This is a genomic window from Nocardia sp. NPDC058480 (assembly GCF_042720495.1).
Taxonomy (GTDB): Bacteria; Actinomycetota; Actinomycetes; order Mycobacteriales; family Mycobacteriaceae; genus Nocardia.
Window position 1 is genome coordinate 546767 of record NZ_JBHXMN010000002.1, and the last position, 26954, is coordinate 573720.

At 68.1% G+C, this 26954-nt stretch carries 26 protein-coding genes; 15 read left to right on the top strand and 11 right to left on the bottom strand.

All coding sequences use genetic code 11. The features are described from left to right. Positions 1-62 precede the first annotated feature (62 nt). Positions 63-908, bottom strand: coding sequence for an SDR family oxidoreductase (locus ACFWO8_RS08115; RefSeq protein ID WP_378945623.1), 846 nt, complete (start codon positions 906-908; stop codon positions 63-65). Between the two features lie 80 nt (positions 909-988). Between ACFWO8_RS08115 and ACFWO8_RS08120 the strand changes: the two genes are divergently transcribed. Next, positions 989-1576, top strand: coding sequence for a TetR/AcrR family transcriptional regulator (locus ACFWO8_RS08120; protein ID WP_378945626.1), 588 nt, complete (start codon positions 989-991; stop codon positions 1574-1576). A 60-nt stretch (positions 1577-1636) separates the two neighbouring features. Here ACFWO8_RS08120 and ACFWO8_RS08125 read toward each other — a convergent pair whose 3' ends face one another. The 4 genes from ACFWO8_RS08125 to ACFWO8_RS08140 all read right to left on the bottom strand — a co-directional run bounded on the left by ACFWO8_RS08125 (position 1637) and on the right by ACFWO8_RS08140 (position 6889). Further along, positions 1637-2083, bottom strand: a complete 447-nt coding sequence (locus ACFWO8_RS08125) for a type II toxin-antitoxin system RatA family toxin (protein ID WP_378945629.1) — start codon at positions 2081-2083, stop codon at positions 1637-1639. A 16-nt stretch (positions 2084-2099) separates the two neighbouring features. After that, a complete protein-coding gene (locus tag ACFWO8_RS08130; protein WP_378945632.1) occupies positions 2100-3335 on the bottom strand; it encodes an aspartate aminotransferase family protein in 1236 nt (411 codons plus the stop codon). Between the two features lie 70 nt (positions 3336-3405). Beyond that, positions 3406-4437: an SDR family oxidoreductase gene (locus ACFWO8_RS08135; protein WP_378945635.1), complete on the bottom strand. Its 1032-nt coding sequence runs from the start codon at positions 4435-4437 to the stop codon at positions 3406-3408. Positions 4438-4726: 289 nt separating this feature from the next. Then, complete coding sequence (locus tag ACFWO8_RS08140; RefSeq protein WP_378945638.1) at positions 4727-6889, bottom strand: MMPL family transporter; 2163 nt, start codon at positions 6887-6889, stop codon at positions 4727-4729. A 126-nt stretch (positions 6890-7015) separates the two neighbouring features. Here ACFWO8_RS08140 and ACFWO8_RS08145 point away from each other — a divergent pair, with 126 nt between their 5' ends. Next, positions 7016-7612 (top strand): TetR/AcrR family transcriptional regulator, encoded by a 597-nt coding sequence (locus ACFWO8_RS08145; protein WP_378945641.1) that lies wholly within the window; start codon positions 7016-7018, stop codon positions 7610-7612. Here the strand turns inward: ACFWO8_RS08145 and ACFWO8_RS08150 are convergent. Further along, positions 7599-8981, bottom strand: a complete 1383-nt coding sequence (locus tag ACFWO8_RS08150) for a flavin monoamine oxidase family protein (protein ID WP_378945644.1) — start codon at positions 8979-8981, stop codon at positions 7599-7601. The two genes, ACFWO8_RS08145 and ACFWO8_RS08150, sit on opposite strands and share 14 nt — an antisense overlap. 259 nt (positions 8982-9240) lie before the next feature. Here ACFWO8_RS08150 and ACFWO8_RS08155 point away from each other — a divergent pair, with 259 nt between their 5' ends. The 6 genes from ACFWO8_RS08155 to ACFWO8_RS08180 all read left to right on the top strand — a co-directional run bounded on the left by ACFWO8_RS08155 (position 9241) and on the right by ACFWO8_RS08180 (position 15187). Further along, on the top strand, positions 9241-9939 hold the full coding sequence (locus ACFWO8_RS08155; RefSeq protein WP_378945649.1) for a PadR family transcriptional regulator: 699 nt from the start codon (positions 9241-9243) through the stop codon (positions 9937-9939). A 62-nt stretch (positions 9940-10001) separates the two neighbouring features. Next, complete coding sequence (locus tag ACFWO8_RS08160) at positions 10002-11021, top strand: esterase/lipase family protein (RefSeq protein WP_378945652.1); 1020 nt, start codon at positions 10002-10004, stop codon at positions 11019-11021. Between the two features lie 76 nt (positions 11022-11097). Continuing rightward, positions 11098-11637 (top strand): peptide deformylase, encoded by a 540-nt coding sequence (gene def / locus ACFWO8_RS08165; RefSeq protein WP_378945655.1) that lies wholly within the window; start codon positions 11098-11100, stop codon positions 11635-11637. Further along, entirely contained in the window at positions 11637-12560 is a 924-nt protein-coding gene (fmt, locus tag ACFWO8_RS08170) for a methionyl-tRNA formyltransferase (RefSeq protein WP_378945658.1), read from the top strand. Before def ends, fmt begins: the two co-directional genes overlap by 1 nt. Positions 12561-13359: 799 nt before the next feature. Then, positions 13360-14748: an RsmB/NOP family class I SAM-dependent RNA methyltransferase gene (locus ACFWO8_RS08175; protein ID WP_378946249.1), complete on the top strand. Its 1389-nt coding sequence runs from the start codon at positions 13360-13362 to the stop codon at positions 14746-14748. Between the two features lie 94 nt (positions 14749-14842). After that, positions 14843-15187 (top strand): MmcQ/YjbR family DNA-binding protein, encoded by a 345-nt coding sequence (locus tag ACFWO8_RS08180; RefSeq protein WP_378945662.1) that lies wholly within the window; start codon positions 14843-14845, stop codon positions 15185-15187. A 24-nt stretch (positions 15188-15211) separates the two neighbouring features. On the opposite strand, the gene ACFWO8_RS08185 is transcribed toward ACFWO8_RS08180, so the two are convergent. Together ACFWO8_RS08185 and ACFWO8_RS08190 are read right to left on the bottom strand one after the other, a co-directional pair. After that, complete coding sequence (locus tag ACFWO8_RS08185; RefSeq protein ID WP_378945665.1) at positions 15212-16120, bottom strand: RNA polymerase sigma factor SigF; 909 nt, start codon at positions 16118-16120, stop codon at positions 15212-15214. Next, positions 16120-16542, bottom strand: a complete 423-nt coding sequence (locus ACFWO8_RS08190; protein WP_378945668.1) for an ATP-binding protein — start codon at positions 16540-16542, stop codon at positions 16120-16122. Before ACFWO8_RS08190 ends, ACFWO8_RS08185 begins: the two co-directional genes overlap by 1 nt. Before the next feature lie 99 nt (positions 16543-16641). On the opposite strand from ACFWO8_RS08190, the gene rpe reads away from it, so the two are divergent. Then, positions 16642-17298: a ribulose-phosphate 3-epimerase gene (rpe, locus tag ACFWO8_RS08195; RefSeq protein WP_378946253.1), complete on the top strand. Its 657-nt coding sequence runs from the start codon at positions 16642-16644 to the stop codon at positions 17296-17298. Here the strand turns inward: rpe and ACFWO8_RS08200 are convergent, their stop codons facing one another. Continuing rightward, on the bottom strand, positions 17299-17769 hold the full coding sequence (locus tag ACFWO8_RS08200; protein ID WP_378945672.1) for a hypothetical protein: 471 nt from the start codon (positions 17767-17769) through the stop codon (positions 17299-17301). 549 nt (positions 17770-18318) lie between these two features. Here ACFWO8_RS08200 and ACFWO8_RS08205 point away from each other — a divergent pair. From ACFWO8_RS08205 to ACFWO8_RS08220, 4 genes are all read left to right on the top strand, one after another. Next, positions 18319-18942 (top strand): riboflavin synthase, encoded by a 624-nt coding sequence (locus ACFWO8_RS08205; RefSeq protein ID WP_378945675.1) that lies wholly within the window; start codon positions 18319-18321, stop codon positions 18940-18942. A 206-nt stretch (positions 18943-19148) separates the two neighbouring features. Then, positions 19149-20393, top strand: coding sequence for a bifunctional 3,4-dihydroxy-2-butanone-4-phosphate synthase/GTP cyclohydrolase II (locus tag ACFWO8_RS08210; RefSeq protein ID WP_378945680.1), 1245 nt, complete (start codon positions 19149-19151; stop codon positions 20391-20393). 25 nt (positions 20394-20418) lie between these two features. After that, the gene (ribH, locus tag ACFWO8_RS08215; protein WP_378929156.1) at positions 20419-20895 is read left to right on the top strand and encodes a 6,7-dimethyl-8-ribityllumazine synthase; all 477 of its coding nucleotides are present in this window, start codon (positions 20419-20421) and stop codon (positions 20893-20895) included. Positions 20896-20897: 2 nt separating this feature from the next. After that, the gene (locus ACFWO8_RS08220; protein WP_378946257.1) at positions 20898-21383 is read left to right on the top strand and encodes a PH domain-containing protein; all 486 of its coding nucleotides are present in this window, start codon (positions 20898-20900) and stop codon (positions 21381-21383) included. Between the two features lie 90 nt (positions 21384-21473). Here the strand turns inward: ACFWO8_RS08220 and ggt are convergent, their stop codons facing one another. Beyond that, complete coding sequence (gene ggt, locus ACFWO8_RS08225) at positions 21474-23426, bottom strand: gamma-glutamyltransferase (protein ID WP_378945687.1); 1953 nt, start codon at positions 23424-23426, stop codon at positions 21474-21476. A gap of 169 nt (positions 23427-23595) precedes the next feature. Here ggt and ACFWO8_RS08230 point away from each other — a divergent pair, with 169 nt between their 5' ends. Next, positions 23596-24288: an HAD family hydrolase gene (locus tag ACFWO8_RS08230; RefSeq protein WP_378945692.1), complete on the top strand. Its 693-nt coding sequence runs from the start codon at positions 23596-23598 to the stop codon at positions 24286-24288. A gap of 48 nt (positions 24289-24336) precedes the next feature. Here the strand turns inward: ACFWO8_RS08230 and ACFWO8_RS08235 are convergent, their stop codons facing one another. Further along, complete coding sequence (locus tag ACFWO8_RS08235) at positions 24337-24750, bottom strand: hypothetical protein (RefSeq protein ID WP_378945695.1); 414 nt, start codon at positions 24748-24750, stop codon at positions 24337-24339. A 207-nt stretch (positions 24751-24957) separates the two neighbouring features. Between ACFWO8_RS08235 and uvrC the strand changes: the two genes are divergently transcribed. After that, complete coding sequence (gene uvrC / locus ACFWO8_RS08240) at positions 24958-26943, top strand: excinuclease ABC subunit UvrC (protein WP_378945698.1); 1986 nt, start codon at positions 24958-24960, stop codon at positions 26941-26943. The last annotated feature ends 11 nt before the right edge of the window (positions 26944-26954 follow it).

The window sequence follows — 26954 nt, forward strand, 5'->3', positions numbered from 1 at the left end:
GGCGGTGGCCGATCCGGTCAGGTATGCGCGCGGCTGAGGGAGGCTCTCCGTCTCCGTGCGCGTCAGGCGTACATCTCCCGATGGCGTTGTGCCCACTGGGTGTACGAGGTGGCTGGGCGGCCGAGAACACGGTCGATGTCGTGGCTGACCTGCTGTTCTTCGGGGGTCGGGGTGCCGAGGATGGTCAGGGTGTGGTCGGCAACCGGTTCGGGCATGAAGCGGAGCATGTTCTGTTTGGCCTGTTCCGGGGTGAGTTCTACGAAGGCGATCGGGGTACCGACCGCTGCGGCCAGTGCCGCGGCCTGGTCACGCGGGGTGATGACGGCTGGGCCGGTCAGGGTGTAGGCGTGGGCGTGGTGGCCCGCTTCGAGCAGCGTCGCGGCAGCCACGGCGGCGATGTCGGCGGGGTCGACGGCGGGCAGGCCGACGTCGCCGAAGGGCGCGGGGACGATGCGTTGGGTGCGAATCGGTTCGATCCAGGCGAAGGTGTTGGAGAAGAACGCACCCGGACGCAGCGCGGTCCACTCGAGGCCGGATTCGGCCAACGCCTGTTCGAACGCGATGGTTCTGGCGTAGCCGTCGGAGTGCTGGCGGGTCACCGCACCCTGTGACGATACGAAGACGACCCGGCGCACGCCCGCGTCGGCGGCGGTTTTCAGCACAAGGGCCGGTTCGGGGCCGGTCATCAGTTGCTCGCCGGTGACGAGCAGGAACAGTGCCTCGGCACCCTCGAGCGCGGGGGAGAGGCTGTCGAGATCGCCCAGGTCGGCGACCGCGTGCTCGACACCCGCGGGCAGGGAGACGGGGCGAGTGCCTCGGGAGACGGCCCTGACCCGCTCGCCCGCGTCGGCGAGGAGACCGACCAGGGTGCTGCCGATATTGCCGGTTGCTCCGGTGACGACAATCATGCGAATCCTTAGTTAGTTGGCTGACTGACTTGCTGGACAGAACGTATCCCATCGGCAGCCCACTGTCTATAGTTAGTTGTATGACTAAATCGGACGCGCAGGTCAGCCCACAGATCGGGAAGCGGGAACGCCTGGTTCAGGCGGCGATGCGCGTTTTCTACCAGCAGGGCATCGAGAAGACGACGATCGCGGATATCGCACGCGAGGCCGACGTGCCGGTCGGCAATGTCTACTACTACTTCAAGACCAAGGATCAGTTCATCGCCGCGGTCATCGAGCTGCACGCGCAGGTGCTGGCGGGCGCGGTCACCGAGCTCGCGGAGCTGCCGGGCCCTGCCGAGAAACTGAAGGCGATGGTGCGCAGCTGGGTCGACCAGCGGGAGATGGCGGCGAGGTTCGGTTGCCCGACCGGTTCACTCGCCGCCGAACTGGACAAGCGCGAGGATGCCTTCGGTGGGGAACCGGCACGGGTGATCGGGCTACTCGTGGAGTGGGCACGCGAGCAGTTCGCCGAGCTGGGCCGCGCCGATGCCGACGAACTCGCGATCGCGTTCGTCGCCGCGTACCAGGGAATCTCGTTGCTCACCAACACCTTCCGCGACCCGGACCTGATGGTCACCGAGGGGGCGCGCCTGCAGCGATGGATCGACGAGCTGGCCCGGAAGTAGGGGCGCGTTCTGCCGAGCACTTCGATGGGCTCGGCAGAACGCCTGGTCAGGTGGCTTGGATCAGGATGCGACGGCTACCGACGCGCTGATGGCGGTCATCAGCTCGTCGATGTTGTCGTGCAGGGCGCGGGTGGCGATCGGGTCGAGCATGGCCGCCAGACTCGGCATGCCGAGATCGAAATCGGCGTCGAAGCTCACCACGGCGTCGGCGCCGTCGGCGGCCACCTCCCAGCGGCCCTCGAAGGCGACCAGATCGCCGGCGACCTGGACGAACGAGTAGGTGCGGGCCGCGGTGTCGAACAGGTCGCGTTCGGTCCAGCGCAGCGAGCCGTCACGGAAACGGACCTCCCAGTCGCTGGTGGCGGCGCCACCGTCGGCATCCCAGGTCACCTCGACCTGCTGCACACCGTCGGCGATGTGGGGGTAGCTGTCGAGATCCTTGAGCTGAGCGAAAACCGTGTCGGCGTCGATGTTCTCGATGCGTCGGCTGAGCGAAACAGTAGGCATGGCAGAACTCCTGTGATCAGACGTGAGCGAGTAGTGCGGTGAGTGCGTTGTCGAGTGCGACCAGGACGGTGCGCTCCTGGTCGTCGGTGAGCACGGCGGGCGGGGTGAGCCGCACGACCGCGCTCGCGCCGAGTGAGTGATTGACGATCACCCCGTGCGCGAGCAGGTCGGTGACCAGCTCGGCGGCCAGATCGGGTCGGGTGAACTCGATGCCGATGAGCAGACCGCGACCGCGTACCTCGCGGACGGTGCGGCCCACATACTGCGCGCACAGGTCACCGACCGTGGCGAGCATCCGCTCACCCAGTTCCGCCGCGCGTGCGGCGGTGTCACCGGCGACGAGCGCACCGACCGTGGCGATCACCGCCGCCGAGGCCAGCGGTGACCCGCCGAAGGTCGACGAGTGCAGGGTCGGGTCATCGGCGAAGGGCCGAAACGCGGTCGCGGTGGCGAGCACCGCCGACACCGGAACCACTCCGCCGGACAGTGCCTTGCCCACCAACAGTACATCGGGGCAATCGATCTCAGGCTGATGTGCCCACATCGTGCCGGTGCGGCCGAGGCCGGTCTGGATCTCGTCCACGATCAGGAACGCGTCGTTGGCCCGGCACAACCGCTGCACGGCGGCGAGATAACCCGGCGGCGGGATCACGACGCCACCCTCACCCTGGATCGGCTCCAGAATGACCGCACCGCGCCCCTCGGCCGCGACGAGCTCGGCCTCGAGTGCCGAGATGTCGCCGTAGGGAATCGCGGTGGCGGACAGCAACGGCTGAAAACGCTGCTGGTACTCCGGCTTCGGCGTCACCGCCAGCGCGCCGGTGGTCTTGCCGTGGTACCCACCGAGCATGGTGATCAGCCGGTCCTTGCCGTGTGCCCGGGCGATCTTGAGCCCGAGCTCGGTGGCCTCGGCGCCGGAATTGAGGAACGCGACGGACTCGAGCGCCTCCGGCGCGATCGAGACCAGCGCCCGTGCGGCCTCGGCGACCTTGGGCTCCAGCAACAGCCGGGTCGCGAGAGGATGCGTGCGCACCTGCTCGACCACCGCGGCCACCACCGGTTCGGGGCAGTGCCCGAGCAGGAACACCGCGTACCCGCCACAATCGATGAAGGAACGGCCGTCGGCGGTCTCGACGATCGCGCCGTGCGAGGCCACTTCGACTGGTGCGCTGACGAATTCGGCCAGGGCCGCGCGCCCACGACCCAGATGCGCCCGATACAGTTCGACGATCTCGGCGCGTTCGATGGTCATGCTGTCTCCATTCGGCATGCTCGGGCTCCCTCCGTGGTTACGCAGGCTGCCGCCTTCGGGCGCTGACCGCTCATGCCGCTACCGTCTCGGGTAGCCAGTACGCGCGCACGGTGCGGGTCAGCAGATCGCGCGCGGTGTCCAGGCTCGGCTGGATGCCGACGAACGGGCCGGTGCCGAGGCTGGATTCGAACGGCGCGTCGGTGAACAGCGATGCCATGGCGAGCAGATTGTCGAACTTCTTGCGTGCCTTGGCATCGAGCACATCGCCGAGCATCGGCAGGATCAACCGCTGCACCGCCTCGATCTGGAAGTAGCGCGGGCTGTCGAGCTCGGTGCCCTCGGCGCGGTAGAGCTCACGGCACAGCTCGACGATCGCGCCGGTCTCGATGGCGTGCTCACCGGCGGTGAGCCAGTACTCCGAGCCGTCGGTATCGGCGGTGGCGAGGCGGGCCAGTGCCGACGCGACGACATCCTGGGCGAGGAAGTCGACCTGGGCGGTGTCGCTGAACGGCACGAACGGCAGCGCGCCCTTCACATAGGCGCCGAGGAAGGTGTGCAGGCCCTGGTGGCGAATGATCTGCCCGGTCGCCGAATCGCCCATGAGCAGCGACGGACGGGCGATCACATAGGGCACGCCCGACCCGCGCACCGCCGCTTCGCCGTCGATCTTGGACCGCAGGTACATGTCGCGACCGTCGGCACATCCGGTGCCCGTGACGACCAGCGCCGACTCGGCGCGGGCGACGAACGACGAACTGGTGTGCACCAGATCGGCGCCGGCGACCTCGCAGAACCGCAACACATTGCGCGTGCCGTTCACGTTGATCGAGCGGATGGTCTCTTCGTCGCGGTTGAAGTCGACCATGGCCGCCACGTGGATCACCCGGTCGACCTCGTCGGCGATGCGCTGGTAGTCGTCGCCGAGACCGAGATCGGGCTGACGGATATCGCCGCTGAGCCAGGTGACACCGGGACGCGCGGCCCCGGTCTTGCTGTGGCCGACAGCGTAGATGCGATGGCCGGGCAGTAGTTCGACCAGTGCGCCGCCGATAACGCCGGACGCGCCGGTGATCAGGAAAGTGGACTCACGGTTGATGCTCATGTTCCCTCCACTCCGGGGGCGGGGATCGAACGAATTCGTCGCGCACCCGGTAGTAGTTCGGTGGACCCGAGAAGCGGATGTGTTACGCCGTTGTGACCTCCGCGAAATCCAAAGTAGCCCAATGAATTTCGATTTCCGGTGACGTCCAGGTGAACTCGGAGAGGCGATCGGGCCATTTCCCGGTGCGATCGCGAAACATGTGATCAGCGCCGTCGGAAGCTGTAAAAGCCCACGTCAACGGCGCCCGGCACGAAACTCGCCGGGCGTCGTCGACGCGGGTGAAATCCGGTCAGGCCGTGACGATTTCACGCTCCGGTCGGATTTCGGTCACCTTCGGCAGCGACTCTCCCTCGATGTCGACATGGGGCAGCAACCGCTCCAGCGGCCCCGGCAACCACCACGCCCAGCGGCCGAGCAGTGCCATCACCGCGGGGATCAGGGTCATCCGCACGACCAGTGCGTCGAACAACACGCCAACGCCCATGGCGAAGCCGATCGGACCGATCATGATGTTGTGGCTGAACAGGAATCCGGCGAAGACCGCGATCATGATCACCGCCGCCGCCGCGACCACGCGCACACTGTGGGCGTAACCGGTGCGTACCGCGGTGAGCGCTGAACCGTCCCCGGTGACGTAGGCCTCGCGCATCCGCGACACCAGGAACACCTGGTAGTCCATCGCCAGCCCGAACAGCACGCCGATCAGCAGAATCGGCAGGAACGCCAGGATCGGTGCCGGGTGGTGCACATTGAGGACCGAGCCCAGCCACCCCCACTGATAGACCGCCGTGGTCGCGCCGAGCGCCGCGGCCAGGGAGAGCAGGAAGCCCAGCGCCGCGGTGAGCGGAACCAGCAGTGAACGGAACGCCAGCATCAGCAGCGTCAGGGCCAGGCCGACGACGACGATCAAGAACGGTGCCAACGCGGCGGAGAGCTTGCGCGCCACGTCGATCGCGATCACCGTCTCGCCGGTCAGATGGAGGGTCGCACCGTGTTCGGCCCGCAGGTCGGCCCCGCCGCGCCGGATCGACTTCACCAGGGTGGCAGTGTCTTCCGAGCTGGGCTCGGTGGTCGGGACGACCACGAACTGAGCGGTGTCCGCGCCCGCGTTGACCTCGGGTGGCAACGTCATCGCGACGCCGGGCAGCGCGGTGATCTGCTCGATCGCGGCCTGGGTCTGTGCTTGGATGCGGCTCGGTTCACCCTGCACCACCGCCACGAGTGGCCCGTTCAGTCCTGGTGTGTAGGCCTCGGCGAGCAGATCGTAGGACTGCCGCGCGACGGTATCGGTCGGTTCCTGGCCCGCGTTGGGCAGGCCGAGGCGCAGGCCGAGGGCAGGCAGTGCGACGACCGCGAGCACGCCGATTCCCGCCAACAGGGTGAGGATCGGTCGCTTGGTCACGGTGTCGCCCCAGCGGTTGGGCCGCTGTGACGCCTCGATCGAGGCCAAGCCTCGCCCGCGCGGAGTCAATCGCTCGCCGGCGAAGCCGAGAAGCGCGGGCAGCAGCGTAATCGCCAGCAGCACAACGACTCCGACGCTGGCTGCCGCTGCCAGGCCCATGCCGGTGAGGAACGGTATTCGGGCGATCGCCAAGCCACACAGGGCGATCAGCACGGTGGCACCGGCGAAAACGACCGCGCTGCCTGCCGTTCCGATGGACCGCGCCGCCGATTCGCGCACCGGCATCGCCTCGGCCAGTTGCTGACGATGCCGCGACACGATGAACAGCGTGTAGTCGATACCGACCGCCAAACCGAGCATCAGCGACAGCGCCAACGTGGCCGACGACGCGTCGAACAGCGTGGAGGCCGCGACCACGCCACCGGTGCCGATGCCCACTCCGACCAGCGCGAGTAGCAACGGCAACCCCGCGGCGAGGAGTGAACCGAAGGTGATGACCAGCACGGCCATCGCGATCGCCACACCGACCGCCTCGGACGGTCCGACGAACGAGGCCTCGGTGTAGAACGGCCCGCCGGTGAGCATCGGCCGCAGCCCCTGCGCGCTCAACCGGTTGCGGACCGTCTCCACGGACTGCTTCGCGGTCGGGTTCACCGGGGTGGCGAAGGAGATGTCGACGAAGGTGACGTCGCCCTTCTCGGACACCGCGAACACGGCCGGGGTGACGCCGTCGATGCCAGGTGTGCCGCTCAGTGTCGCGAGTTCGGCATCGATCTGGGTCAGCGGCAGCGGTTTGCCGTCGGGAGCCCGCACGACGAGCCGGGCGGGCGCTTCGCCCTGCGTGGTCGGTGCGCCCTTGCCGAAGCTGTCCTTCAGCACGATCTGGGCGCGGTCGGATTCGGTGCCGGGAATGTCGAACCGATCGGAAACCCTGGCGCCCAAGGTGATTCCGACGAGTGCGACGGCAGTGGCGATGAGTGACCACACGGCGACCACCCACCACGGATTGCGAAAACAGAGATCGCCGAGGCGATAGAGAGCCCGCGCCATGGTTACCCCTCCAGGGTATTTAACCTACAACTGGCTGATTACCTACACGTGTAGGATAAGCCCGGTCGCCCGGCGGACGTCAACGTGTCGCGCGACACAGGGACCCATGGATGTGAAGGTGGAGATGTGATTCGAACGCAGCCGGCCGGGCGCAAGCCGACCTCCGACGATCCGCGGGTCCTGCGCAGCCGGAGTCTGCTCCAGGACGCGATCCTCGGGCTCGGGCTCGAAGGCCCGGTCGACGGCATCGCCATCTCCGACATCACCGGCCGGGCGGGCGTGAGTCGCAGCACGTTCTACGACCACTACACCGACAAGGAGACGTTGCTCGCCGACGCGATCGAACGGCACGCGCTCGACGCGGGTATTTCGCTGCGCGAGGGCGGGTTCGACGACGGTCTACCCGACCAGCCGCCGCAATTCCTGGTCGGCTACGTCCAGCATATCGCCGACCACGCCCAGCTCTACCGGAATGTGCTGGGCGCGCACGGGTCAGCCGCAGTACACGCGCGACTGACCCGGCGGATCGCGACCATCCTGGCCGACGGCATCCGACTGCTCGGCGAGCACGCGCCGGTGGTCTCGGGCGTGCCGATCGAGGTCGACGCGGCGGCGCTGGCGGGCGCGATGCTCGCGGTGCTCACCCACTGGCTCGAGAATTTGCCCGAGACGCCGCCGCCGGTTGTCGCGGAATGGATCTGGGAGATTCTCACCCGGGAATGAGGTGTGCTCCGGTGTCGAGCAGGGTGTGGACTTCGGTGGCGGCGCGTTCGCCCGAGGTGAGCGCGCCGTCCATGTAGCCGTTCCATACTGTCGCGGATTCCGCTCCTGCCCAATGGATTCGGCCGATCGGGACGCGCACGGTGTCGTGGTAGGCGGTCCAGGCGCCGGGTGGCAGATAGCCGCCGTAGCAGCCCCTCGACCACTCCTCCTGGCTCCAGTCCTTCTCCACGAACTGTTCGGGTTCGGCGGCCGCGGGCCCGAAGTGGCGGGCGAAACACGCGAGCACCTCGGCCTTGCGTTCGGCGGCGGGGAGTTGCCCGAGCCGCCGGGCATGGCCCGCCTCGAGGAAGCCGAGCAGTACGCCCTTGCTGCCGTCGGGCGGTGAGTTGTCATAACAGAGTTTCACCGGGCCGACGTCGCTGGTCGCCTGGCCGTTGAGCCCGTCGCGGCGCCAGAACGGCTCGGCGTACACGGCCATGCATTTCACGACCGAGCCCTGAATGTAGCGCTGCGTCAACTGGTCTCGGTGCCCCGGCAGTGGCGGGTCGTAGCTGATCCGGTTGGTCAGGGTCGGTGGGATGGCCACGATCACCGCGCTCGCGCGGACCGTGCGACGGTCGGCGACCACGGTGACGTCGTAGTCGGTGGTCTCGATGCGCCGCACCGGCGCGGAGAGTTCGACCACGTCGCCGAGATCCTCGGCCATCCGCTGCGCGATGCGCTGCGAGCCGCCGACGATGCGCCACTGCTGGGCCCCGTCGACGGTGGAGATCAGCCGGTCGATGCCGCCGCCGGAGTGCAGGTAGAACAGGAAGTGCAGCAGCGAGATGTCGGCCGGTTCGGCCGCGAATACCGCCTGGCAGACCAGCGCGCACACCTCGCGCGCGCCCTTCGTGCGGACATTGCGGCGCAACCAGCTGTCGAAAGTCTGTGCGTCCCATACGGATGCGCGCCGGGCGGTCCAGGGCGCGTCGAGCGGCACCGTCCTGGCCATTCGGTCCAGGCGCACCTGGGCTTGGGCGACATCGGCCAGCACCACCGGGCGCAGGGGTGGGATCGTGCCGCGATAGCGCTTGGTGCGGCCGCCGAATTCGACCTGGGCCAGGCCCTCGTTGTAGGTGGCGTGCCTGCTCAGTCCGAGTTCATCGATCAGGGCGAGCACGCGATCCTGCGTCGGGCCGACCCACTGGCCGCCGACCTCCACGACATTGCCGTCACCGATGGATTCGTTGAGCGTGCGCCCACCGACCCGGTCGCGGGCCTCGAGCACCAGGACGCGATGGCCCTTGGCGGTGAGCTCTCGCGCGGCGACCAGCCCGGCGAGTCCGGCCCCCACCACGACAACGTCATAAACATCGGTACCCGTCACGTCGACCCTCCGGTGAACTTCGACTGAACGCTTGTCCAGTTCAAGCCTAGGCCGCGGGCTGTTTCGCCGGGGTGAAATGCGAAAGGAGTCGGCGCGTCGGGCGTCGTGTCGCCTCGGGGCGTTCGGCGATATCTGCCGCGGTGCGGGCCGAAGGGCAGGGCTGGGTCCGACGCGAATTCAGATCACTCCTTGCATTCGATGCATTGCCGATATATCGTCGATATTGTCAAGAACAACGAGAGAGCCTGAGGAGGCTGTCATGCAGAACCAAGAACAACGAGAATTCGGACACTTCCGGCGCGGTCGCGGACCGGGCCCCCGGGAATTCGGTCCCGACCGCCAGCAGTTCCGCCACGGCGGACGTCATGGCCACGGCCCCGAGTTCGGACCCGGCTTCGGCCCAGGTTTCGGACCGGGCTTCGGTCCCGGCTTCGGCCGGGGACGCGGCCGCGGCGGCCGTGGCAGGCGCGGTGACGTGCGGGCCGCCGTGCTGCTGCTGCTCGTCGAGCGCCCCATGCACGGCTACGAACTGATCCAGCAGATCCGCGAGCGCAGCGACGATGTCTGGCGCCCCAGCCCGGGGTCCATCTACCCGGCGTTGGCCCAGCTCGAGGACGAGGGCCTGGTGCTCATCGAGAAGGTGGCCGGTCGCAAGACCGCGCAGCTCACCGATGAGGGCAAGGCCTATGTCGAGACACATCGCGAGGATCTCGGTGACCCGTGGGCCGAGGTCAAGCAGGATGTCGGCGCCCAGGCGCTCGACCTGCGCGGCCTGGTCGGACAGGTGATGGGCGCGGTCGGTCAGGTAGCCCAGGTCGGCACGGCGCAGCAGGCGGCGAAGGCGGCCGAGGTGCTCGCCGAGACCCGTCGGGCGCTGTATCGAATCCTCGCCGAGGACGATGTCACCCTCCCCGAGGACGATGGCACCGTCGAGGGTGACGCAACCCCCGAGAAGTGAGGGCGCCGTGAACCCCCTGCCCGGCGTGCGGTTGTCGGACCGATGGAGTAAATGTTTGGGATATGGAACAACCGGGAACGTTGTGGGGTTGGGGAACATCACGATTTCGCGGCGCGGTGTCGGTCACGGCACTCGCCTGCGCGGCGGTGATCGGTGTGTCTTTCGCGCCGATCACCGCCGCTGAACCGACGGGCTATCGGCCCGCGGTCATTCCGATGGAGGCGGGTCCGGCGCAATCCGATCATCTGGATGCCGCCCATTACATCAATGCCCATCCGAACTCGGTTCCGGTGGGCCTCAACAACTTCGGGTGTACCCCGAGCGCCGAGCATCCGCGCCCGATCGTGTTGGTGCACGGCACCGACTCGAGCGCGTACTCCGACTGGGCGGGCATCGGACCGCAGTTGGTGTCGGCCGGCTACTGCGTCTTCGCGCTGAACTACGGCGGGGCGCCGGGCGCCGACACCTACGGCACCGAGGACATGCGGATCAGTTTCGCCCAGCTCGCCCAGTTCGTCGACGATGTCCTCGTCGCGACCAAGGCGACCAAGGTCGATCTGGTCGGGTTCTCACAGGGGGCGAACGTCAGCCGGTTCTACGTCAACAAACTCGGGGGCGCGCCGAAGGTCGGGACCTGGGTCGGCCTGGCCTCGCCCAGTTACGGCGGGGTCATGTACGGACTGGTTCCGGTTGGGCAGGCCATTCCCGGAATGATGGATGTCTTCGCGAAGGTCACCTCGACGGCTGCGGTCCAGCAGGCTCAGGGCGAACCACTCATGGTCGAGCTCAACGCGGGGGGCGACACCGTGCCCGGTGTCCGTTACGTCACCGTCGGCAGCCGGGTCGACGAGATGATCCAGCCGTTCTCCAACATCGCGCTGCACGGTGCGGGCGCGGAGAACCTCGTCCTGCAGGACCTGTGCGCCGACGACCTGACCGGCCACTTCCACCTGGTCTACGACCCCTTCGTGCAGCAGTTGCTCCAGCGCATCCTCGACCCCGTCCGGGCACCCGCCCCGGTCTGCACACCGGTCCCGCTCGGGACCGGCATCCCCGAGGTGATCATCGCGGGCAACTCCTGACGGCCGGGCTGGACGGAAGCACCTCTGGGGGTCACTAGACTGGGACAACCGCAATTCGTCCTCCCCGGGAGCCGCCGTGACCATTCAGCCCGTTCGCCTGTTCGGCGACCCGATCCTGCGTTCGCGTGCCGACGCGGTCACCGAGTTCGGTCCCGACCTCGCCACGTTGGTCGCCGACCTCACCGAGACCATGCACGACGACGGTGGGGTCGGGATGGCCGCGCCGCAGATCGGGGTCGGGCTGCGGGTGTTCGTCTACGACACCGGCGACGCCGCGGGTCATGTGGTGAATCCGGAATGGTCGGCCATCGGGGCCGACGAACAGGTCGGTCCCGAGGGGTGCCTGTCGATTCCCGGCGTGCGTTACGACGTGCGCCGGGCATCGCGCGTTCGGGTCACCGGGGTCGACATCACCGGTGCGCCGGTGGACTTCGAGGCCGACGGGCTGCTCGCGCGCTGCGTACAGCACGAACACGATCACCTCGACGGCGTGCTTTTCATCAACCGGCTCGAACCGGCCGACCGCAAAGACGCGATGCGCACCATCCGCGCATCCGACTGGTTCCGCGGCGGGGTCACCGTGCGCGAATCCAGTGGTGTCGGCGGTGGTCGCTGATGCGCCTCGTTTTCGCGGGCACGCCCGAACCCGCGGTGCCGTCGCTGCGCCGGTTGATCGAGAGCGAGGGCCACGAGGTCGTCGCGGTGGTCACCCGGCCCGACGCGGTCGCCGGCCGTGGCCGCAAGATCATGCGCTCGCCCGTGGGACAGCTCGCCGATGCACACGGCATTCCGGTGTACACACCGCGCAAGCCGTCGGAGCCTGAATTCGTCGCCGCGCTCACCGAGCTCGCGCCGGACTGTTGCCCGGTCGTCGCCTACGGCGCGCTGCTGCCGCAGCAGGTGCTCGACATCCCCGCGCACGGCTGGATCAATCTGCACTTCTCGCTGCTGCCCGCCTGGCGTGGGGCGGCTCCCGTGCAGGCGGCCATCGACGCGGGCGATGACATGACCGGCGCGTCGACCTTCCTGATCGAAGCGGGTCTGGACACCGGCCCGGTGTACGGGGTGATGACCGAGAAGATCGGGCTCACCGACACCGCGGGTGAGCTGCTTGCCCGGCTGGCCGAGGCGGGCGCGGTGTTGCTCGAGAAGACCCTGGACGGGGTGGAAGACGGGTCGCTGCAAGCTATTGCGCAACCCCACGACGGTGTGTCCTACGCGCCGAAGGTGACCGTGGAGGCGGGGCGGATCGGTTTCGACGGACCCGCACTTGCCATCCATCGCCACATCCGCGCCGTCACTCCGGCGCCCGGCGCGTGGACCGAGGTGAACGGGCTGCGCCTCAAACTCGGCCCGGTGGAAATGGTGGAGGAAACCTTGCCCGAACGCGAGATCGAGGTGCGCAAATCCGGCGTCTTCGTCGGAACATCGACCACAGCGGTCCGTCTGGGGCAGGTCCAACCGCCCGGCAAGAAGATGATGAACGCCCTCGACTGGGCCCGCGGCGCCCGCCTCACCCCCGGCACGGTGATCGGATGAGCGAGCGTAGCGAGCGGCAGCTGAATACCGCTGCCATGGCGGTCATGCCGGAGCCGAGCGGCAGCGGGGTGCGGGCATGAGCGCCTCGGACCGCAGGCGTCGCCGCGAAGCCGACGCCGCCAAGGGCGTCACGTCCCGCGACGACCGCAAGCCCACCGGAAAAGCGGGCGAGCCGCGCGGCAGCAGCCCCCGTGACGACCGCAAGATCACCAGCAAGAACGTCGACGGCGGTTGGGCCGCCCGCGCCGCGAAGGGCACCACCACCCCGCGCGCGGACGGCGACCGCTGGACAGGCCGCGACGACCGCGGCGGCGCCGATCGACCGCGTCGCGACGACCGCGATAGCGGCCGATCCGGCGCAACCCGCCGTGCGGACGACCGTCCCGGTGTCGCGCGCGGCGCGCAGAGTCGTGACGCGAGCAATCAACGCGGCGACGCTCCGCGCTCCCGCGCGCCCCGCCGCGAGGACGACCGTCCCGGTTTCGGCCGCGGCGCGAGCGAGCGTGCGCAGGGTCGTGACGCGGGCAATCGACGTGACGAGGCTCCGCGCTCCGGTGCACCTCGCCGCGAGGACGACCGTCCCGGTTTCGGCCACGGCGCGAGCGAGCGTGCGCAGGGTCGTGACGCTGCTGACCAGCGCGGTGATCGTGGCGCCGCAGGACGCTCCGGCTCGGCACGTTCCGGCGAGGGACGATCCGACCATGGCGGATCCCGTCCCGATCGTGGTGCGCGCGAAGGAGATTCGCGTGGTCGTGGCGCGGGCGGCCGAGATTCTGGTGGAAAGGGCAAGGCTGCCCCTGTGCGTCGTCCCGAGCGGCCCGATCCCAGCGTGCCCAGTCCGCGCAAGCGGCGCGGGGAGCCCGTGGATCCGGCGCGCGAGGTCGCCCTCGATGTGTTGCGTGCGGTGCGTGAGCGCGACGCCTATGCCAACCTCGCGCTGCCGAAGTTGTTGCGCGAGCGCAAGATCAGTGGGCGCGACGCCGCGTTCGCGACCGAGCTCACCTATGGCGCGAGCCGTTCGCAGGGGCAGCTCGACGCGGTGATCTCGGCGTGCGCGGGCCGCCCGGTCGACGAGATCGACGGGCCCATCCTCGATATCCTGCGCCTCGGCGTCTACCAGCTGCTGCGGACCCGTACCGGCGCGCACGCCGCCGTCGACACCTCCGTCGACCTGGCCAGTGCCGAATTCGGCCAGGGCCGTGCCGGTTTCGTCAATGCCGTGCTGCGCCGGGCGGGAGAGAAGACCGCGCAGGAGTGGATCACCGAGTTGGCCCCGGCCGACCCGGTCGGCAAGCTCGCCTTCGAACACGCGCACCCGAAGTGGATCGCCCAATCGTTCGCCGACGCGCTCGGCGCACAGGCAGGCGAGCTCGACGCACTGCTGGCAGCCGACGACGAGCGCCCGGTCGTGCACCTGGTCGCGCGGCCCGGCGAGATCACCTCCGAAGAGCTGGCGCTGGTCACCGGCGGCGAGGAAGGCCGCTGGTCGCCCTACGCGGTGTACCTCGACGGCGGCGACCCCGGCCAGCTCGAACCGGTCCGCGACGGCATTGCCGCCGTGCAGGACGAGGGCAGCCAGCTGGTCGCGCTGGCCCTCACCCGCGCGCCACTGGAAGGCGAGGACAAGGGACGCTGGCTCGATCTTTGCGCAGGTCCCGGCGGTAAGGCGGCTTTGCTCGGCGCCCTCGCGGCGATCGACCTGTTCACCGTCGACGCCGTCGAACCGGCCGAGCACCGCGCCGAACTGGTCCGCAAATCCACCCGGAACCTGCCCGTCACCGTGCACGTCGCCGACGGGCGCGACAGTGGTCTGACCCCCGGCTACGACCGCGTTCTGGTCGACGCCCCGTGCACCGGCCTCGGTGCCCTGCGTCGGCGTCCCGAGGCGCGCTGGCGTCGTACCCCGGCCGACGTGGCCGAACTGGTCACCTTGCAGCGTGAACTCCTCACCGCCGCATGGGATCTGGTGCGTCCGGGTGGTGTCGTCGTGTATTCGACCTGCTCACCGCACCTCGCGGAAACAGTCTCGGTGGTCGCCGATTTCGTTCGTCGCACCGGCGCCGAGGAACTCGACAGCCGCGAGTTCCTGCCCGGCGTCACCGATCTCGGCGACGGCCCGTCCGCGCAGCTGTGGCCGCACCGACACGGCACCGACGCGATGTTCCTGGCGACTTTGCGCAAGAAGTAGAGGCGACGATACGACGGCGCCGTTCCCCACACGGGGGACGGCGCCGTTCCATTTGTCCAAGCGGGAAGCGATCGCCGCGGAGGAGAATCGGCGTATGACGATGACGTGGGAGCAGGTGGTCGTGATGGCGACGGCACTGCCGGAGGTAGCGGAAGGCACCTGGTGGCGCAGCCCTGGCCTGAATGTCGGCGGAAAGAGCTTCGCCCGATTACGTGACGAAGCCGAAGGCGGCCTTGTTCTGCTCTGTGAGCCCGCGGAAAAGGAGGCACTGCTGGCCTCCGGCGACCCGGCTTTCTACACCACCCCGCACTACGACGGGCACCCGTACATCCTCATCGACCTGGACGCGGTCGACCCGCAACAGCTCGCCGAGCTGCTCGACAGTGCCTGGTGGCTGCGCGCACCCGCGAAGCTGCGCCGGGCCAGGCAGGGCGCGTAGGACACCGTTGTCCCGTCCCGCGAGTCAGTCCCGTTCGGACAATTCACGCAGGCGCGCAAGGGTTTTCGCGAGAATTCGCGATACGTGCATCTGCGAGATCCCCAGCTGCGAAGCGATCTGGGTCTGCGTCATCGACTCGAAGAATCGCATGGTCAGAATGCGGCGCTCACGTTCGGGCAGGCCCGCCAGCAGTGGCCGCACCGCGATGTACTCCTCGACCCGGTCGAACTGCGATTCCTCCTCGCCGAGAGTGTCGAGCAGCGATGCGTCGCTGTCGCGCCCGATCGAGGCGGCGTCGATCGACGTCGGCTGATAGGCATTGCCCGCGATGACGGCTTGGGTGACCTCGTCGGGGTCGACATCGAGTTCGGCGGCGATCTCCTTGGCGGTGGGGGAGCGCCCCAATCGCTGCGACAGCTGATCCACCGCCGCGCCGATGCGCAGATGCGTTTCCTTGACGCGCCGCGGAACCCGCATCGCCCAGGTGTTGTCACGGAAGTATCGCCGGACCTCACCCATGATCGTCGGCACCGCGAAGGACAGGAAATTCGAGCCGCGGCTCAGATCGAACCGATCCACCGCGTGCACCAGACCGACCCGCGCCACCTGCGACAGATCGTCGAACGGCTCACCGCGCCCGCTGAACTTGCGCGCGATGTGGTCGGCCAGCGGTATGCAGCGGTTGATCAGCGCGTCGCGCGCCACCGCGTGCGCGACGCTGCCCGGCTCGGTCGCCGCGAGGCGCTCGAACAGGGCGCTGACATCGTCGTACCCGGACACCGGTTCGGGTGTTTCGGTCTCCTCCTCGAGAGTTTCCTGCTCGGGGGCTTCCTTCTCCGGTTCAGCGGTCTTGTCCGAATCCGCGGTAGGGGAGTCGGTTTTGCCGGGTTCGCTGAGATCGTGTCGGTCGGGCTTGTTGTCTTCGCCGTGCACTACGCCTTCCCCCGGACCCGTCGGAATCGGACCGTCGTCGGAAACCCGGACACGCCCGCGTCGAAATCCTGCTGCTCGGCAGTCACCTCGTCGCACAGTGTGCGCAGCACATGCCACCCGAAGCTGCGCTGGTCCGGCATGCCCTGCGCCGCCGCGACACCGTCGACGGCCACCTGCAATTCGGTGTCACCGACCAGGAATTCGCAGGTGAGCAGCGAATCCGGGGCGGCGATCGCGATGAGCGTCGAGCACACTTCGTCCACGGCGAGGCGCACATCGGCTACCTCGTCGAGGGTGAAATCGCTGAGTAGTACCAGTGTTTCGGCCAGTCCGCGCACGATTGGCAGCTGCGTCAGCTGTGCTGCCACACGAATCTCCACCGGGGCGCCGAAGGGCCCTTGTTCCGCCGAAAAATTGGTCACCCTGAGAAGGCTACCCATATCCCGGCAGGCCAATCACCATTGCCGTCGCTACACTGGCGCGCTGTGTCCACTCCGACGTTCTCCCGTCCGTCCCAGCCGATGATCGCCCCGTCAATCCTGTCCGCGGACTTCGCGAACCTGGCCGCCGAGGCCGCGGCTGTCGAAGGATGCGACTGGCTCCACGTCGACGTCATGGACGGCCACTTCGTGCCGAACCTCACACTGGGTCTGCCGATCGTGCAGAGCCTGCTCAAGGCCACCGACATCCCGTTCGATTGCCATCTGATGATCGACGATCCGGGCCGCTGGGCCCCGAGCTATGCCGAGGCGGGTGCCTACAACGTCACCATCCACGCCGAGGCGGCCGACGATCCGATCGCGGTGGCGCGCGATATCCGCGCCGCGGGTGGCCGGGCCGGGCTGTCGGTGAAGCCGAACACTCCGATCGAGCCGTACCTGGAAATCCTGCGCGAATTCGACACCCTGCTGGTGATGAGCGTGGAACCGGGTTTCGGCGGGCAGTCGTTCATTCCCAGCGTGCTGGAGAAGGCGCGGATCGTGCGCAACCTGGTCGACTCGGGTGAGCTGCACCTGGTCGTCGAAATCGATGGCGGCATCAACGATGACACCATCGAGCAGGCCGCCGCGGCAGGCATCGATTGTTTCGTTGCCGGGTCGGCCGTCTACAACACCGCCGATCCCGGTGCCGCCGTGCAGAAGCTGCGCAACCTGGCCGCGTCGGTCTGGCTGCCCTAGCTACAGGGAGCGGAGTTTGCGGGTGCCGAGCGCCCGCGCCGCGTCGATGACTGCCTGCACCGGCGGCCGATGGTCGCCGGATACGGGTTCCTGCACCCAGGTGCGATAGCCGGTGCGCTCGTCGTCGGGGGAGGGCAGCACGATCTGGCTACCCGCGCAGGCGACGGTCGCGTAGAGGCGGAACAGTTCGGCCGAGGCGGTCGCGGTGAGGGAATCGGGTCGGCACGGGCCGGTGAGGAACGTCCAACGCCGGGCGCGGGGGTGATCGACGACCGGGCCCGCGATGGCGGCCTCGCGCAATCGGGCCTGCACTCGCTCGCCCAGGTCGCCGGGCATGGTCACCGCGCCGTAGTGCGCGCCGATCTGGAGCAGAATGCGGCGGGAGTCGAAATCGATCTTGGCAGGCAGATGCAACTCTCGCCGATAACGCACGCAGCGCATTTCCAGCGTCGAATCGATCAATGTGCTCACGCGACACCCCCACATATAGCGAACCCGTTGTAACCCACAGTGTTGTCTTCCTGGAGTGGTGGACTATCCCTGGGGCGAACTCCCGGTAGCCGCAGTGCTCCGGGCGATGATGTCGGGAGAACCCGCAGTTCCAGGCCCCGGCATCTGGTTGAACAGCAGGAATCGTTGACGTAACAATATTGCGTCAATGGCGCGGCGGGCGCAAGCATTCCACTCACCGTGTTTCCAGTTCGTAATGGCGGGTAATACCAGGTTAAGACTGCCGGATGAATGCAGGGGGCCGGTTCGTCGAAAATTGGATTGAACGACAACCGCCGGGCTGATTAACGGCGGTGTTTCGTCATGTCGATACACCTTTGCCGTCGAATCGATGCCGCGACGATCGCTTTCGGTGACCCAGTGCTGCCTGTGGTCGGGTTCGGCCCCCGCCCCGGGCTCACCGGCCGCGCTACTAGGCTGTGCGACGAGCTGGGCGGCCGCGCGGGAATAGCGGCCACCCACCTGCTGTTGGGCCCAACGGGTACGAATGACGCGACAAGGGAGTCAGGCATGTTCACAGGGATCGTCGAAGAGCTCGGCGAGATCGTGGCCACCGAAGCGCTGACCGACGCCGCCCGGTTGACGATCCGCGGCAAGCTGGTGACTTCCGATGCCGGACACGGCGATTCGATCGCTGTCAACGGCGTCTGCCTCACCGTCGTCGACGTCGTCGACGGCGACAGCTTCACCGTCGATGTCATGGATGAGACGTTGCAGCGTTCGAGCATCGGCGGCCTGGTCGCCGGTTCGCCGGTCAACCTCGAACGCGCGGCCGCACTGAACAGCCGCCTCGGCGGGCACCTCGTGCAGGGTCACGTCGACGGCACCGGCACCGTCCTGCGCCGCAGCCCGTCGGAGAACTGGGAGGTCGTGCGCATCTCGCTGCCGGATGCCATCGCACGCTATGTAGTGGAGAAGGGCTCGATCACCGTCGACGGTGTCTCCCTCACCGTCTCGGCTCTCGGAATCGAGGACGAGCCGAGCGCGGACGGAACCCGTGATTGGTTCGAGGTCTCCCTGATCCCGACCACCCTCGCCCTGACCGTCCTCGGCACCGCCCCGGTGGGCGCCACCGTCAACCTCGAGGTAGACGTCATCGCGAAGTACGTAGAACGCCTCGCCCAGCGAGGCTGAAACCGATCGGTGGCGGGCCTCACAGAACACCAGAGGACCACGCCGTAATGTAGGAAGTCATTGCCATCCCACGGAGGGTTTCTCGGCCGCCTCGATCTGGACTGACCAGAGGGTGTGACGAAGGAGCACCCGCCGGGAGGGAAGATCGAGGCCTCAGGGCCGAGAACCCAGCGGCCCCGGCCGCCGAAAATACGGAGCTAGCAGACGTGACCAGGTTGGACAGCATCGAGCGCGCGGTCGCCGATATCGCGGCCGGCAAGGCTGTTGTCGTCATCGACGACGAGGACCGGGAGAACGAAGGCGATCTCATCTTCGCGGCCGAGAAGGCCACCCCGGAGCTGGTCGCGTTCATGATCCGCTACACCTCCGGCTACATCTGCGTGCCGCTCACCGCCGACGACTGCGACCGACTCGGTCTCCCGCCGGCGTACGCGATGAACCAGGACAAGCACGGCACCGCCTACACCGTCTCGGTGGACGCGCGCGAGGGCATCACCACCGGCATCTCCGGCGCCGACCGGGCCGTCACCATGCGCTTGCTGGCCAGTGCCCAGGCCAAGGCCGACGAATTCACCCGCCCCGGCCACGTGGTGCCGCTGCGCGCCAAGGACGGCGGCGTGCTGCGCAGGCCCGGCCACACCGAGGCCGCGGTCGACCTGGCCCGGATGGCCGGACTGCGTCCCGCGGGCGTGATCTGCGAGATCGTCAGCCAGAAGGACGACGGGCACATGGCGCGCACCGACGAGCTGCGCGTGTTCGCCGACGAGCACAACCTGGCGATGATCTCGATCGCCGACATGATCGCCTGGCGGCGCAAGCACGAGAAGCATGTCGTGCGGGTGGCCGAGGCCCGTATTCCGACCGCGCACGGCGACTTCAAGGCCGTGGGCTACCAGAGCATCTTCGACGACGCCGAGCATGTCGCCCTGGTGCGCGGCGACATCGGCGACGGCGAGGACGTGCTGGTGCGCGTGCACTCGGAATGCCTGACCGGCGATGTCTTCGGCTCGCTGCGCTGCGATTGCGGCCCGCAGCTGGACGCGGCGCTCGAGATGGTCGATCAGGAGGGTCGCGGCGTAGTCCTCTACATGCGTGGACACGAGGGCCGTGGCATCGGCCTGATGCACAAGCTGCAGGCCTACCAGTTGCAGGACACCGGCCGCGACACCGTCGACGCCAACCTGGATCTCGGTCTGCCCGCCGACGCCCGTGATTACGGCACCGGCGCGCAGATCCTGGTCGATCTCGGTATCCGCTCGATGCGCTTGCTCACCAACAATCCGGCCAAGCGGGTCGGCCTCGACGGCTACGGCCTCGCGATCACCGAGCGTGTCCCGATGCCGTTGCGCGCCAATGCCGAGAATTTGCACTACTTGCGCACCAAGCGGGATCGGATGGGCCACGTCCTGGTCGGCCTCGACGATCTCGACCTGGGCGAAACCGCGCAGTGATCACTACTTCCGAAAGGCGGCAACGATGAGCGGCACGGGTGTTCCGACCTTCGCCTTGGCACAGGCCAAAGACGTCAAACTCGGCATCGTCGCCTCGCGCTGGCACACCGAGATCTGCGACACCCTCGTGGCCAATGCCGAACGGGTGGCCAAGGAAGCCGGCGTCGAACACGTGACCGTGGTGCGCTGCGCCGGCGCGATGGAGCTGCCGGTCGTCGCGCAGGAGCTGGCGCGCACCCACGATGCCGTGGTGGCGCTCGGTGTCGTGATCCGTGGTGGCACACCGCATTTCGAGTACGTCTGTGATGCGGTGACGGCCGGGCTGACCCGGGTGTCGCTGGATGCGGCGACACCCGTCACCAACGGTGTGCTCACCACGAACGACGAGGAGCAGGCGCGCGATCGGGCCGGGCTGCCCGGTTCGGCGGAGGACAAGGGCGAGCAGGCATGTGCCGCCGCCCTCGACGCCGCGCTCACCCTGCGCGCGCTGCGATCGGTGTGACCGTGCCGGTGGTGCGGACATGGCGTCGCAGTGCTCCCGAGCCCGACACGGGTTGGGAGTTCGAGGTGCGGCCGCGCCGGGCGATCCGCACCGCCATCGTGGTCGCCGTCGTCATCGTGGTCGCCTTCACCGCAGGTGGGTTGCTGCTGCGAACCGGGTCGACCGGGGTGAACTTCCGGGTCGCCGATCAGGTCGCGATGATCCTGATCGGGGTGGTCGGTGCGGGTGCGGTGCTGATGCTGACCCGACCACGCGTGCGCGCGGGTAGCCAGGGTGTCGGGGTACGCAACATCCTGGGCGAGCAGGTGTACCCGTGGGCGTACATCCGCGGTGTGTCCTTCCCCGACCGCAAGTCGTGGGCCCGCCTCGAACTGGCCGATGACGACTACGTCCCGATGCTCGCAATCCGTTCCAACGACAAGACCCACGCCGCCGACGCCATCGAGCGCGTCCGCGAACTCGGCGCCCGCTACGCCCCGCAGGACTGAACGTCGCTGACCGTTGGCACTTGGAGCCGACTGATTGCCTGCACCGCAACCGCCTGTGCGCCACCCGGTGGTGACGCACAGGCAGGCGCGTCAGCGGGTGTCGCCGAGGACCGCTCCCTCGCGGCGCGGATCCGCACCGCCGATCCAGCCGTCCTTGCCGTTGTTTTGCAGGGCGCTGAGCCCACTGGACTGCGGCGCAACAGAGACCTGATGACCCATCGCCCGCAGCTTCTCGACCAGCGGATCATGGTCGCCGTTGTCGGTGGCATCGATGTCGGGGTGCTCGCCGCCTACCCCGGTGACCGGGGTGTTGCCTGCGCCGAACGACACCCCGGAGACCGCCTGTTGCGGGTCGAGTCCCCAATCCAGCACGTTGACAAGCGTTTTCACGACGAACTGGATGATCACCGAACCGCCGGGTGAACCCGTGACGAGCTTCAGTTCGCCCCGGTCGCCCTTGTCGTCGCGCTCGAACACCAGGGTCGGGGCCATCGAACTGCGCGGGCGCTTATTGGGCTGGAGGCGGTTGGCCACCGGGGTGCCGTCGGGGTCGAGCGGGTCGGCGGCGAAGTCGGTGAGCTGATTGTTGAGCACGAACCCATCGACGAGATGGAACGAACCGAACGCCGATTCGACCGTGGTGGTCATCGCGGCGGCATTGCCGTACTTGTCGACGACCGAGATGTGGCTGGTGCCGTGCTCGGGCGGCTGCGGGCCGTTGCCGAGCGGGACCGGTCCGAGATTGCCGGGCTTGGCGGTACCCATGCTGCGCTGGGGGTCGATCAGCGTCGACCGCTCCTTCAGGTACTGCGGGTGGACCAGCGAGAGGGCCGAATTGCCCGGCAGTGGAACGAAATCCGGGTCGGCGACGTACTTGTTGCGGTCGGCGTAGGCCAGCCGCTCGGCCTCGGCGATCAGGTGCACGGCCTGCGCGTCGGGGCGCCCGCCGTTGGCATCGATCTCCTGGGGGCGCAACGCGGGGATGTCGAAGTTGGCGAGGATGCCCAGCGTCGCGGCGACGGTGCTGCCACCCGAGGACGGTGCGGGCATGCCGCACAGTTCGTACTTGCGATACCCGGTGCACAGCGCCGTGCGCTTCTTTGCCTCGTAATCGGCCAGGTCGGTGGTGGTCAGCGCACTGGGGGTGCGTCCACCTGCCGTGCTGCCGGCCGCTTCGACGATGTCCTCGGCGATAGCACCGTTGTAGAAGGCTTTCGCGCCGTCGGTCGCGATCGTCGAGAGCGTTTTCGCCAGCGCCGGATTGGTGAGGACGGTCCCGGACTTCTTGGGCGAACCGTCGGGTTCGAGGAAGTAGCCGCGTGCGGCTTCGTCGACGGCCAGGTCCTTCGCGGATTCGGCGATCTGCCCGGCCAGCCGCGGACTGATCTCGAAACCGCTGTCGGACAGGCTGATCGCGGGGTCGAACAGTTCCTTCCAGGCGCTCATCCCGTGCTCGGAATGTGCGAGTTCGAGCATCCGCAGCACTCCGGGAACGCCGATCGAGCGGCCGCTGGCCCGGGTGTTCGGCGCGGGTTCGGTGCGGTCGGTGTCGCTGACCCAGCGCAGATAGTTCTCGGTCGCCGCGGCGGGCGCGGTCTCGCGGCCGTCGTAGGTGTCGACCGTGCGCGACTTCGCGTCGTAGTGCACCAGGAACGCGCCACCGCCGATTCCGGACGCCTGCGGTTCGACCAACCCGAGCACCGCTTGCGCGGTGACCAGCGCGTCGGTCGCGGTGCCACCCGCCCGCAGCACCCGGCACGCGGCCTCGGTGGCGATCGGATTGGCGGTCGACACCGCGTAGGTGCTGGTGCGCACCGCCGTCATATCCGCGCGATACCCCGACGCGATCTCAGGATTGGTGCTGAGATTCTGCGTGGTCGGCGCACCCCCGCCGGTCGCGGGCGCCGCGGACACCGCAGTCCCGTTGGGCGTGCTCGTGCACTCCGCTGCCGTCTTCTCGTCTGTCGAACAACCGGCCAGTACCCCCACCGCGAGCACTGCGGCCGTCGTGGCCCCGATCCACGTCCGTCGCCTTGGCGTCATGTAGGCAGCGTAACTCGCCGGTCCGACACGATTCGATCTTTTTCGGCCCGGCCCGCATGCCATCGACCTGCTCGACGATGTCGACACCCGGATGACGTGTACGCGAATCTTGGGTTCCCCGTCCGATTTCCGCGAGGTGCGCGGTCGCCGTCTGGCTACCCTGGCTGACATGGATATCGATGCGGTGTTATTCGACTACTCGGGTACGGTCTTCCGTTTGGAGGACGACCGGACCTGGGCCGACGAACTCGTCGGCGACGACGGAACGCCGTTCGACATCGCGGCGAAAGCCGAAGTACTGCGTCGGATGACAGCCCCGGTCGAGCAGTTCATGACCTTCGACGCGGCAGGCCAACATGCCTGGGACAACCGCGATCTCGACCCCGCCCTGCACCGTCACGCCTACCTCGAGGTGCTGCGCGGCTCCGGCGTCCCCGACACCCAGGCAACGCGCCTCTACGAACGCCTCATCGACCCACTCACCTGGACGCCGTACCCCGACACTGGCACGGTCCTGAAATCCCTTGCTGCCCAGGGAATCCTGGTCGGCATCGTCAGCAATATCGCCTTCGACATCCGCCCCGCCTTCGCGAAGCACGGCTGGACGGATCTGATCGGTTCGATGACCCTGTCCTATGAAGTAGGCGCCATCAAACCGAGCGCCCAGATCTTCCGCGACGCGACCGATCGCCTCGGCGTCGACCCTGAACGCGTGCTCATGATCGGCGACAGCACCGAAGCCGACGGCGGCGCCACCACCCTCGGCGCCCGCTTCGCCCTCGTCGACGCGGTCCCCACCGTCGATCGCCCTCGCGCCCTCATCGACGCACTCGCCGAACACGGCATCCGGGCAGCCGACTGACCGGCTGCCCACCGTCGGCGCGCCCGCTCGAGCCAGCCGATACGCGGGTCAGCGCTCGCGGGTGAACCAGGTACGGGCCGAGGGGCGAAGCAGGAGACCGGCGACGGCCCCGTTGGCAACAACGCCGACCACGCCGGGCGGCAGTCCGGTGAGAATGCCCGTCGACGACACCAGCAGCGCCAGCACCGCGATCCCGATCGCCACCTTGCGCACCAGGTCACTGCCCTGCCGGAACAGCAGCACCAACGGGACCAGCGCGAAGGACGGCAGATATCCGGCGAGCAGCGCGCCGAGCGAGCCACCGAGCGCCACCGTGATCGCGATCAGCACCACACCCACAGCGGCAGCGACCGCCGCGATCAGCCGTGCTCCGCGCACAGTGCCGGGCATGACCCCGAACGGGGTCACCTCGTCGTCGTACCGGTCATCAACAGTTCGCGGCAGGGCGGCAGCGTTGCTCATCGTCGTCCTTTCGGGCACATCATCCGAACACTCACGCTACACAGGCGGGTATTCGGCCGGTCCCGGCGCGCCGCCGCAGTCCGTCGACCGGCGGACTATCGACGGCGCCTCGGTCCGTGTGACCGCCTCGGGGGGTGCGGACATGTCGGAGGTGGGCGAAACCTCCGGCCGTGCGGACCTGTCGGGGCCCCTCGCTAGGCTTGACAGGTGGCAGATCCCGCGACGTACCGGCCGGCGCCGGGCACGATCCCCGTCGAACCCGGTGTGTACAAGTTCCGGGACGTGCACGGGCGGGTCATCTATGTCGGCAAGGCCAAGAGCCTGCGGAGTCGGCTGAATTCCTACTTCGCGGATGTGTACTCGCTGCATCCGCGCACCAAGCAGATGGTGACCACGGCGGCCGCTGTCGAGTGGACGGTGGTGTCCACCGAGGTGGAGGCGCTGCAGCTCGAGTACAACTGGATCAAGGAATTCGATCCGCGGTTCAATGTGCGTTACCGCGACGACAAGACCTACCCGGTGCTCGCGGTGACCCTCAACGAGGAGTACCCGCGGCTGTTCGTCTATCGCGGTGCCCGCAAGAAGGGCGTGCGCTACTTCGGCCCGTACGCCCACGCCTGGGCGATTCGGGAAACCCTCGACCTGCTGCTGCGGGTGTTCCCGGCGCGCACCTGCTCCAACGGAGTCTTCAAGCGGCACAGCCAGATCGGGCGCCCCTGCCTGCTCGGCTACATCGACAAGTGTTCCGCGCCGTGCGTGGGCCGGGTCGACGCCGACGAACACCGCCAGATCGTCGAGGACTTCTGCGACTTCCTCTCCGGCAAGACCGACAAGATGGTGCGCGCACTCGAACGCCGCATGCACGAGGCCGCCGAAGACCTCGACTTCGAGAACGCCGCCCGTTTGCGCGACGATGTGCAGGCGCTGCGCCGCGCACTCGAGAAGCAGGCCGTGGTGCTCGGCACCGGCACCGATGCCGATGTGATCGCCTTCGCCACCGACGAACTCGAAGCCGCGGTCCAGATCTTCCATGTCCGCGACGGACGCGTGCGCGGCCAGCGCGGCTGGGTCGTCGACAAAGCAGGCGACGCGCTCGACGTCGCGGAATCGGGAACCGAACTCGCCGCGCTGGTCGAACAGTTCCTCACGCAGTTCTACGGCGAACAGGCTTCCGTGGCAGACCAGAACGGCGACGCGGCCATCGTCGTCCCGCGTGAGGTACTGGTGCCCGAGCTGCCCGCCGACGCCGTGGAGATCGGCGAGTGGCTCAGCGAGATGCGCGGCTCCGCGGTCTCGCTGCGCATCCCGCAGCGCGGTGACAAGAAGGCGCTTGCCGAGATGGTGCAGCGCAACGCCGCTGAGGCACTGGCCCAGCACAAGCTCCGCCGCGCCGGTGATCTCACCTCGAGATCGCAAGCGCTGCAAGATATTCAAGACGCTCTCGAACTCGACAGTGCCCCACTGCGGATCGAATGTGTCGACATCAGCCACGTGCAGGGCACCGACGTGGTCGCCTCGCTGGTGGTTTTCGAAGACGGCCTGGCCCGCAAGTCCGACTACCGCCACTACGCGATCAAGGAAGCCGCGGGCGACGGCCGCTCCGACGACGTCGGCAGCATCGCGGAGGTAACCCGCCGCCGGTTCGCCCGGCTTGCCCGCGACCGCGAACAACCTGTCGAGATCGAACCCGACGAGGTCGACGAACCAGCCTCACGCCCCGGCATCGACCCCACCACCGGCCGACCGCGCCGCTTCGCCTACCCGCCCAACCTCTACGTCGTCGACGGCGGTGCACCCCAGGTCGCCGCTGCCGCCGAGGTCCTGGATGACCTCGGCATCACCGATGTCGCGGTGATCGGCCTGGCCAAACGCCTCGAAGAGGTCTGGGTGCCCGGCGAGGCCGACCCGGTGATCATGCCGCGCAACAGTGAGGCACTTTTCCTGCTGCAACGGGTGCGCGACGAGGCCCATCGCTTCGCCATCACCTTCCATCGCAGCAAACGCTCCCGCCGGATGACAGCATCGGCGCTGGACTCGGTGCCGGGCCTCGGCGAGACGAGGCGGACCGCCTTGGTCACCCACTTCGGCTCGGTCGCCAGGATCAAGGACGCGACTGTCGAAGAAATCACCTCGGTGCCCGGAATCGGGGTCTCGACGGCAAAAGCAGTGCTCGCCGCACTCAACAGCCCGTAACCGCACGGCCG